Origin of the sequence: Actinomadura sp. KC216, assembly GCF_004348535.1 — a bacterium.
GTDB lineage: Bacteria > Actinomycetota > Actinomycetes > Streptosporangiales > Streptosporangiaceae > Spirillospora.
The window spans coordinates 1-7,247 of sequence record NZ_SMJX01000385.1 but is presented as its reverse complement, the minus strand read 5'-3'; the positions used below and the strand labels follow the sequence as shown (position 1 = coordinate 7,247).

General features: G+C 70.2%; 10 protein-coding genes. 5 read left to right on the top strand and 5 right to left on the bottom strand.

The window, feature by feature from the left end; genetic code table 11:
- A partial coding sequence (locus E1264_RS37785) for an SDR family oxidoreductase (RefSeq protein WP_132181567.1) occupies positions 1-726 on the top strand: 726 nt, incomplete at its 5' end.
- A gap of 29 nt (positions 727-755) precedes the next feature.
- The gene (locus tag E1264_RS37780; RefSeq protein WP_132181565.1) at positions 756-1,919 is read left to right on the top strand and encodes a sulfotransferase; all 1,164 of its coding nucleotides are present in this window, start codon (positions 756-758) and stop codon (positions 1,917-1,919) included.
- On the opposite strand, the gene E1264_RS37775 is transcribed toward E1264_RS37780, so the two are convergent.
- Complete coding sequence (locus tag E1264_RS37775) at positions 1,916-2,398, bottom strand: hypothetical protein (protein ID WP_207936779.1); 483 nt, start codon at positions 2,396-2,398, stop codon at positions 1,916-1,918. The genes E1264_RS37780 and E1264_RS37775 overlap by 4 nt on opposite strands.
- A gap of 270 nt (positions 2,399-2,668) precedes the next feature.
- Between E1264_RS37775 and E1264_RS37770 the strand changes: the two genes are divergently transcribed.
- Positions 2,669-3,451, top strand: a complete 783-nt coding sequence (locus tag E1264_RS37770) for a class I SAM-dependent methyltransferase (RefSeq protein ID WP_132181561.1) — start codon at positions 2,669-2,671, stop codon at positions 3,449-3,451.
- Positions 3,452-3,485: 34 nt separating this feature from the next.
- Here the strand turns inward: E1264_RS37770 and E1264_RS37765 are convergent, their stop codons facing one another.
- From E1264_RS37765 to E1264_RS37755, 3 genes are all read right to left on the bottom strand, one after another.
- Positions 3,486-3,848 carry an MmcQ/YjbR family DNA-binding protein gene (locus E1264_RS37765; RefSeq protein ID WP_132181559.1) on the bottom strand — a complete coding sequence of 121 codons (363 nt, stop codon included), beginning with the start codon at positions 3,846-3,848 and terminating at the stop codon, positions 3,486-3,488.
- 62 nt (positions 3,849-3,910) lie between these two features.
- Positions 3,911-4,501 (bottom strand): VOC family protein, encoded by a 591-nt coding sequence (locus E1264_RS37760; RefSeq protein WP_165964584.1) that lies wholly within the window; start codon positions 4,499-4,501, stop codon positions 3,911-3,913.
- A gap of 182 nt (positions 4,502-4,683) precedes the next feature.
- Entirely contained in the window at positions 4,684-5,196 is a 513-nt protein-coding gene (locus tag E1264_RS37755; protein ID WP_132181555.1) for a pyridoxamine 5'-phosphate oxidase family protein, read from the bottom strand.
- A 249-nt stretch (positions 5,197-5,445) separates the two neighbouring features.
- Between E1264_RS37755 and E1264_RS37750 the strand changes: the two genes are divergently transcribed.
- On the top strand, positions 5,446-5,907 hold the full coding sequence (locus E1264_RS37750) for a MoaF C-terminal domain-containing protein (protein WP_132181553.1): 462 nt from the start codon (positions 5,446-5,448) through the stop codon (positions 5,905-5,907).
- 46 nt (positions 5,908-5,953) lie between these two features.
- Here the strand turns inward: E1264_RS37750 and E1264_RS37745 are convergent, their stop codons facing one another.
- Positions 5,954-6,403 carry an ester cyclase gene (locus tag E1264_RS37745; protein WP_132181551.1) on the bottom strand — a complete coding sequence of 150 codons (450 nt, stop codon included), beginning with the start codon at positions 6,401-6,403 and terminating at the stop codon, positions 5,954-5,956.
- Positions 6,404-6,490: 87 nt separating this feature from the next.
- Here E1264_RS37745 and E1264_RS37740 point away from each other — a divergent pair.
- A partial coding sequence (locus tag E1264_RS37740) for a LysR family transcriptional regulator (RefSeq protein ID WP_132181549.1) occupies positions 6,491-7,247 on the top strand: 757 nt, incomplete at its 3' end.

The following is a 7,247-nucleotide window of genomic DNA, read 5'->3' as shown; positions in this document are numbered from 1 at the left end:
GGGCGGGGGCTGGCGATTCAGTGCGCCAAGGCGGGGGCGGACGTCGTCCTCGCCGCGCGCAAGGAGAGCCGGCTCGCCGGAGTCGCCGAGGAGGTCGAGGGCATCGGGCGGCGGGCCGTCACGGTCCCGACCGACATCACCGACCCGGCGGCTTGCGAGCGCTTGGCGGACGTGACCCGCGACGCCTTCGGACGCGTGGACGGCCTGGTCAACAACGCGTTCGCGACGCCGCCGCTGACCGACCTCACGAAGGTCGACCTCGACGCGGTGCGGGCCGGTTTCGAGACGAACGTGCTGGCCGCGCTGCGCCTCACCCGCCTGTTCGCCCCCGATCTCGAAGAGTCCCGCGGCTCCGTCGTCATGATCAACTCCGCGGTGCTGCGGCACTCGCGGCGGACGTTCGGTGCCTACAAGATGGCCAAGGCGGCGCTGCTCGCGATGGCGCAGAACCTGTCGACGGAGCTGGGGCCGCGCGGTGTCCGCGTCAACACGATCGCGCCCGGATACATCTGGGCCGACAACCTGAAGTGGTATTTCGCCCACCTCGCCAAGAAGCGGGGCGTCCCGGCCCAGCAGGTGTACGACGAGAACGCCGCGACCACCGATCTGCGCAGGCTGCCCGAGCCGGACGAGGTCGCCGACGCCGTGGTGTTCATGCTGTCGCCGCTGGCCCGCGCGATCACCGGCCAATGCCTGGACGTCAATTCCGGCGAATGGCACCACTGAGTACCGACCGCATCCCCGGAAGGCCACCGATGAGCACAGGACGCGGCAGCGTCGGCACGGTCGAGGATCTCCATGCCTCCGCCGCCAGGATCACCGGCCTGGACGACTTCGGCGACGACGCGTACCTGGCCGGGTTGAAGGTCCTGCTGGAATCCTATGCCGAGGACGCCGGGCTGACGCCGCTCGGCAACAAGGCGCAGCGCGCGATGCTGCGCGGCGCGCTGGTCGCCCGGCAGTTCTCCGAGGCGGCGTGGCGGCGGCATCCCGGGCACGCCGGCGTCCCCGTCGAGCGTCCGATCTTCGTCACCGGGCTGCCGCGCACCGGCACGACCGCGCTGCACCGGCTGCTCACCGCCGATCCCGCCCACCAGGGCCTCGACCTCTGGCTGGCCGAGGTGCCGCAGCCGCGTCCACCGCGCGAGACCTGGGCGGACGACCCGGTCTTCCAGGCGATCGACGCCGGATACCGCCGGCATCACGTCGAGAACCCCGAGTTCATGGGCGTCCACTACATCTCGGCGGACACGGTCGAGGAGTGCTGGCAACTCCTGCGGCAGAGCATGCAGTCGATCTCGTTCGAGTGCCTGGCGCACGTGCCGGCCTACTCGTCCTGGCTCGACGGGCAGGACTGGACGCGCGCCTACCGCAGGCATCGCCGCAACCTCCAGCTCATCGGCCTGAACGATGCTGGACGGCGCTGGGTGCTGAAGAACCCCAGCCACCTGTTCGCCCTGGACGCGCTGCTGGACGTCTATCCTGACGCGCTGATCGTCCAGACGCACCGGGCGCCGCGCACCGCGATGGCGTCCATGTGCAGCCTCGCCGCGCACGCGACCGCGGGCTGGTCGGACGTGTTCACCGGCGCGACCATCGGCCGCGACCAGCTCGACCTGTGGAGCCGCGGCCTCGACCGGTTCCGCGGCGAGCGGGCCCGGCATGACCCGGCGCAGTTCGCGGACGTGCACTACGACGACTTCGTCCGCGATCCGATCGGGACGGTGGAGGCCGTCTACCGCCATTTCGGGCTGCCGTTCAGTGACGCCGCCCGGACGGCGATGACGGATCTGCACCACGAGAGCGCCACCGGAGCAGCGAAACCCGCGCACCGGTACTCGCTGGAAGACTTCGGGCTGACCGCCGAGCAGGTCGACGCCCGCTTCGCCGACTATGCCGCCGCTGACCTGCGCCTCTAGCGTCTCGAGGCGGCGCTCAGCTCGGCCAGGTGGTGCAGCGAGTCGATGAGGTGATCGGGACCGAAGGGCGGGAACGTGAGGTACTCGCGGATGGACGGTGGCACCGCCGACCAGTCGTAGGTCAGCGTGACCTCGGTCTCGGACGGGCCGAGCGGTGCGAGGTCGTAGCGCCAGAACCAGCCGCCGAACTCCAGACGGCCGTCGTCGTCCTCCGTCCCCGTCATCCAGCCGATGGCGCGCGGCGGGTCGAGCACGTGGACCTTGTTTGCCGTCCGGTAGCCGCCGTTGGGGTGGTCCGGGTGAAACATGTCCATCCGGAATATCTGTTCCACCTCGGTCAGCGGCGCCTGGTCGGCGGATTCCTGAACCCAGCCGGTGCCGTCGATCGAAGCATGCGTCGTCGGGTCCGCCAGCACGGCGAACACCCTCGCGGCGGGCACGGTGAACACCAGGGTGGCGCTCACGTTCTCGTCGACCATCGTGCGCACACTCCTCGTGATCTCGGTGGAAGGGGATGCTGTCACTATGCAGACGATCGGATGAGGCGAAACTCATCGGACGCATAACTGACCCGAGGCAGGCGGCGGCGACCGCGGCGCCGCGCGGCGGTCTGCCGGGCTCTGCGGGACGGCGGCTTATCGGCTGGGGGGCTGGGTAGGGGCCCTTCCAGCCGGTTCCCTCCCGTCGAGGGCCGGACATGGAGCGGGCGACGGACCGGCCCGCGGAGTGCGCACCAGGGGACGAGACCGATGACCGAACCGCTCCCACCGACCCGCAGAAACCGAGCCAGCCTGACGTACAAACTGCGTTATGCCGCGCAGAACCCGGACCGGATCAGGTCATACCTGGCAAGAGTGGCCAGGGACCTCAAGTTCCGGCTGTCCAGCCGCGACCACGTCGCCTACTACCGGGCCGTGATGAGATCCGACACGGCGAAGAACCCGGAGGCCGCGGTCGGGAGCCGCAGCCACGAACGCTGGCTCGCGCTCGGCCAGATGCAGTTCGACTACCTGCGCAAACACGGGCTCAAACCGGACGACCGGGTCCTGGAGATCGGCTGCGGCAACCTGCGGGCCGGATGGCGCTTCATCGACTACCTCGACGCCGGGAACTACTACGGCATCGACATCTCGCCGGACATCCTGCTCGCCGCGCAGAACACGCTCGTCCGTCAGGAACTGCGCGAGAAACTTCCGCACCTGACGCTGGTCAACGACCTGAAGCTGCGGTTCCTCCCGTCCAAGCACTTCTCCGTCGTCCACGCGCATAGCGTGTTCAGCCACTCGCCCATCGAGGTGATCGACGAATGCCTCGCCAACGTCGGCCGCGTCCTCGCACCCGACGGCTTCTTCGATTTCACCTTCGACCGCACCGAGGGGCCCGAACATCAGGTCCTCCGCGAGGACTTCTACTACCGCACCGAAACGCTGATCTCCCTCGCCGAGCGGCACGGCTTCGCCGCCCGCTTCATGGACGACTGGGAAGAACTCCCGCACGGCCAATCCAAAATCCGCGTCACCCACCGCGAATAGGCGGCGCACAACGTCATGCGGGGCCCCGCGGCCTCTACGCCTGATCTGGTGCGGGCGGCGGCGCTTGCCGCAGCGTTCCGGCCAGGCGCTTCGGGGCCGACAGCCGCCAGCCCTCGGTGACGAGTTCGGCCAGTTCGACGGGGTCGACCCTCGCCAGCCGGATCTCGACCCAGGCGAAACGTCCGCCCGCCCAGGACGGCGAATAGACCTCCGGGGCCTCGGCGACGAGGGCCTCCTGCTCCTCGCGCGTGGCCTTGAGCATGATGGTCTCGTCGGCCTCGTTGAGGTAGCAGAAGCCCTTCCCGCGCACGCGGAATCCGGTCAGCTCCGGATGTCCGTCGGTCTGGGCCACCTCCGGCAACCCCAGGACGACGTCCAAGAACTCCTCGACAGTCACCCCACCAGGTCTACCAGCGGCCCCCGACAGTTCTCATCGCCGCGTGCCCCTGACCGCGCGGGTTATGGCAGGGCCGACCAGAACTGCCAGTGATGGCCCTCCGGGTCGGCGGCCAGGTAGCGGCGGTGCCCGTGCGCGTTCTCCGGCCCGGTGATGATCTCGGCGCCGTGCTCGCGGGCGTGCTCGTAATGCTTGTCGACGTCATCGACCATCACGTAGAGGCCCTGCGTGGACGCTCCGCCCAGCGCCGCGGGCGTCGTCGAGGCGCCCGCCTCGGACGGGCCGATGGCCATGACGACTCCCTCGCCCAGGCACAGCTCGGCGTGCTCGATCCGCCCGTCCGGGGCGACGTACCGCATCCGCTCGGTCAGGCCGAATACCCGCACCAGCCAGTCCAGGCTGCGGACGTCCGCGTAGTACAGCATCGGCGTGACCTGCGGGTAGCCGCCGTTCTCCCCGGCGGCGGTGAGCGTCTCGACCGGCACCTCCAGCGCGGCGGCCAGGGCCGTCACCGTCTCGGCCGACATCGACCCGTCCTCCGCGCGCTGGACGGTGCGGACGGCGACACCCGCCGCCTCGGCCAGTTGCTCCTGGGTGAGCGCGCGCCGCTCCCGCAACCGGCGAACCCGCGCCCCTGCCGACCTCCGCTGCACCGCGACCTCCCGTGTCCGTACGATTCCGTCCGACCAGGTTGACCACGGTCTCAGGAGGCTCCGCGGCGCACCACGCCCACAAGCCGACACTTTCCCGCCACCCGGCCGATATGCCTGGTGGACGTCCGTGCCGTCCCGTCCCTAGCGGCGCGTTCTGTGCCGTCCCTGGGCGGCGGGCTTGGTCAGAAGCGCCAGCGGGTTGCGCTGAAGCCCTTCTCCTTGCCGAACGCGAAGACCACTGCCGGCTTGACCGCGAAGACGTGCCGGGGATCGGCGTCGCCGGGGGCGTGGAACTCACCGTCCTGGACGAACGGATGCCACCACGGATATTTGGTCGGGAACAGCTCCGCGACGCGTTGCAGACGGCCGGCGTCCCGCATGATGTGCGCGGTTCCTTCGACCACCAGGTCGACATCCGGACCCGGCACGGTGACGGCGCAGCTGTCGTTGTGCGCGAGGTAGCGGGCCTTGCGCGCATCACGGCCGGTGTTGAAGCAAACGGCGCCGTCCAGCCAGACGGCCAGCACCGGAACGACGTGCACGCGCCCGTTCGGACCGGACGTTGCCACCAGGTAGTCCTCGCCTTCGGCGATCCGCGTCCGGGCGTCGAGCCAGGTGAGGGACGTCAGCGGGCTGCCGCTCGGGCTGGACAGTCGCTCGGCGACCGGCTCCGGTTCCGGCTCCCGCTCCGCCATGGCTGCTCCTCAATCGGGTCTCGGCCAGGTTCCTGGTGGCCGTCTCGGACGGGCCGCCCGGCCGCGCCGTCCCCTGCACCTGGCCACCGTAACCCCGGCCGGGGACAAACGGCCGGACCGGTCGGTGGGACGTCCTCCACCATTTGCCTCCAGGCCAGGGTCACCGACACCTTCGTCGAGACCCGCCGACCCGATATTGTTTGGTCGCAAACGACCTACGGTCCCGCTACCACGCCTAGGAGGCGCCGCATGGACCTCGACATGCGCTTCTTCCCCACGCCCGGCACGCATCCCGTCAGCACCGACCTCGTCGGCATGCGCGCCAACTTCCACTACGGATCCGGCAACGTGCTGCAACAGCACTACGCGGACGAGTCGACCATGGTGTGGACCGGCATGTCCGGCGACTTCACCGGTGTGCAGCAGACGGAGCCGACGCTGCGCGTCTTCAAGATCGGGCCGGGGCAGTACTTCCTCACCTGGTACGAGGCCGGGACGGTCGCCACGGCCGCGCACGGCCAGGTCTTCGACCAGGGCTACCCGATCGCGGTGGTCGCGGACTTCCACCGGCTCGTCGCGACCGCCGCCTACACCAACCCCCGCGAGGACGGCGGCCAGTACTTCCTGGTCGACCAGGCCACGATCGAGATCCTCGAAGACCCGCAGGGGCTCATCGACTCGATCGCCCGGGAAGCGTCCCGTCCAGCATGAGCGGGTGAGCCGCGCACGACGCGACCGGTCCGCTTCGCGGGACGGCCTAGGCGGCTTCGGCGCCCAGTTGGCGGAGGAGGGAGCGGTTGTCCGTGCGCACCCATTCTTCGATGATGCGGCCCTGGCCGTCGAAGCGGAAAATGTTGATCAGGTCGAAGACGACGCGTTCGCCGTTGGGCGGCAGCGTGCCCGCCGGCGACCGGGTGAACGCGCGGACGAAGGTGCCTTCGATCCAGGTCTGGCAGGCCAGGTGGTCGCCTTCGGCCACCACGATCCCGCGCCGGATCGACCGGTCGCCGAACGCCTCCCGCACCGCCGCGAAGTAGTCGTTGAGGCCGTCGAAGCCGGACTCGAAACCGTCCGGACCGTGGAAGCGGAACCTTTCCGTGTCGAAGTACGACGCGGCCTCGGCCGGATCCTCACCCGACACTTCCAGCTCACCGGCGCGGACCAGGCGCGCCACGAGTTCGTCCCTGGTGAATCGCTGTGTCGTCATGTCACCCAGGCTGCCCGCCGCTAGCCATGTTGTCCAACGATGGTTTGGCACCGTTTCCATGACGGATGCGCATGGTAGCGTCCGGGCATGGCCGAGTTCACCCTCACTGGCCTGCGCATCGTTCACCAGGTCGCCGCCACCGGATCCTTCACACGGGCCGCCGAGTCGCTCGGCTACACGCAGTCGGCCGTCTCCCGCCAGGTCGCGGCCATGGAGGAGGCGGCCGGAGCGCCGATCTTCGACCGCGGCCGGCGGGGCGTGGCGCTCACCCCGGCGGGGCAGGTGCTCGTCCGGCGCGCGACGGAGATCCTCGCCGACCTGGCCGCGACCGAGCTGGAACTCGCCGGCCTGCGTGACCGGCTCGCGGGCCGCCTCACCGTCGGCGCCTATCCCACCGCCGCGATGGCGCTGGTGCCGCGGGCCATCGCGCGGGTGGCGTCCGGCCATCCGGGGCTCGCCGTGATCCTGGACGAGACCTCGACGCCCGCACTGCTCCGGCGGCTGCGGGCGGGGCGGCTTGAGGTGGCCGTCATCGGGGTCGGCCACGGCCTTCCGGACTACGACCTGAGCGGACTCCGGCAGACCACGATCCTCCAAGGCGATCTCTTCGTCGCGGTCCCGGACTCGCACAGGTTCGCGGGCCACGCAACGGTCACCGTGGCGGACCTCGCCCAGGAGCAGTGGATCGCGGGGGACGGCGCGTCCGGCGATCCGCAGTTCGGTGCCTGGCCGACCCTGTCCAGCCCCCGGATCGCCCGCACCGCGCGCAGCTGGTCGACGCGTCTCGGCCTGGTCGCGGCCGGGCTGGGCATCACGGTCGTCCCCACCCTGGCCCTCCCGGCCC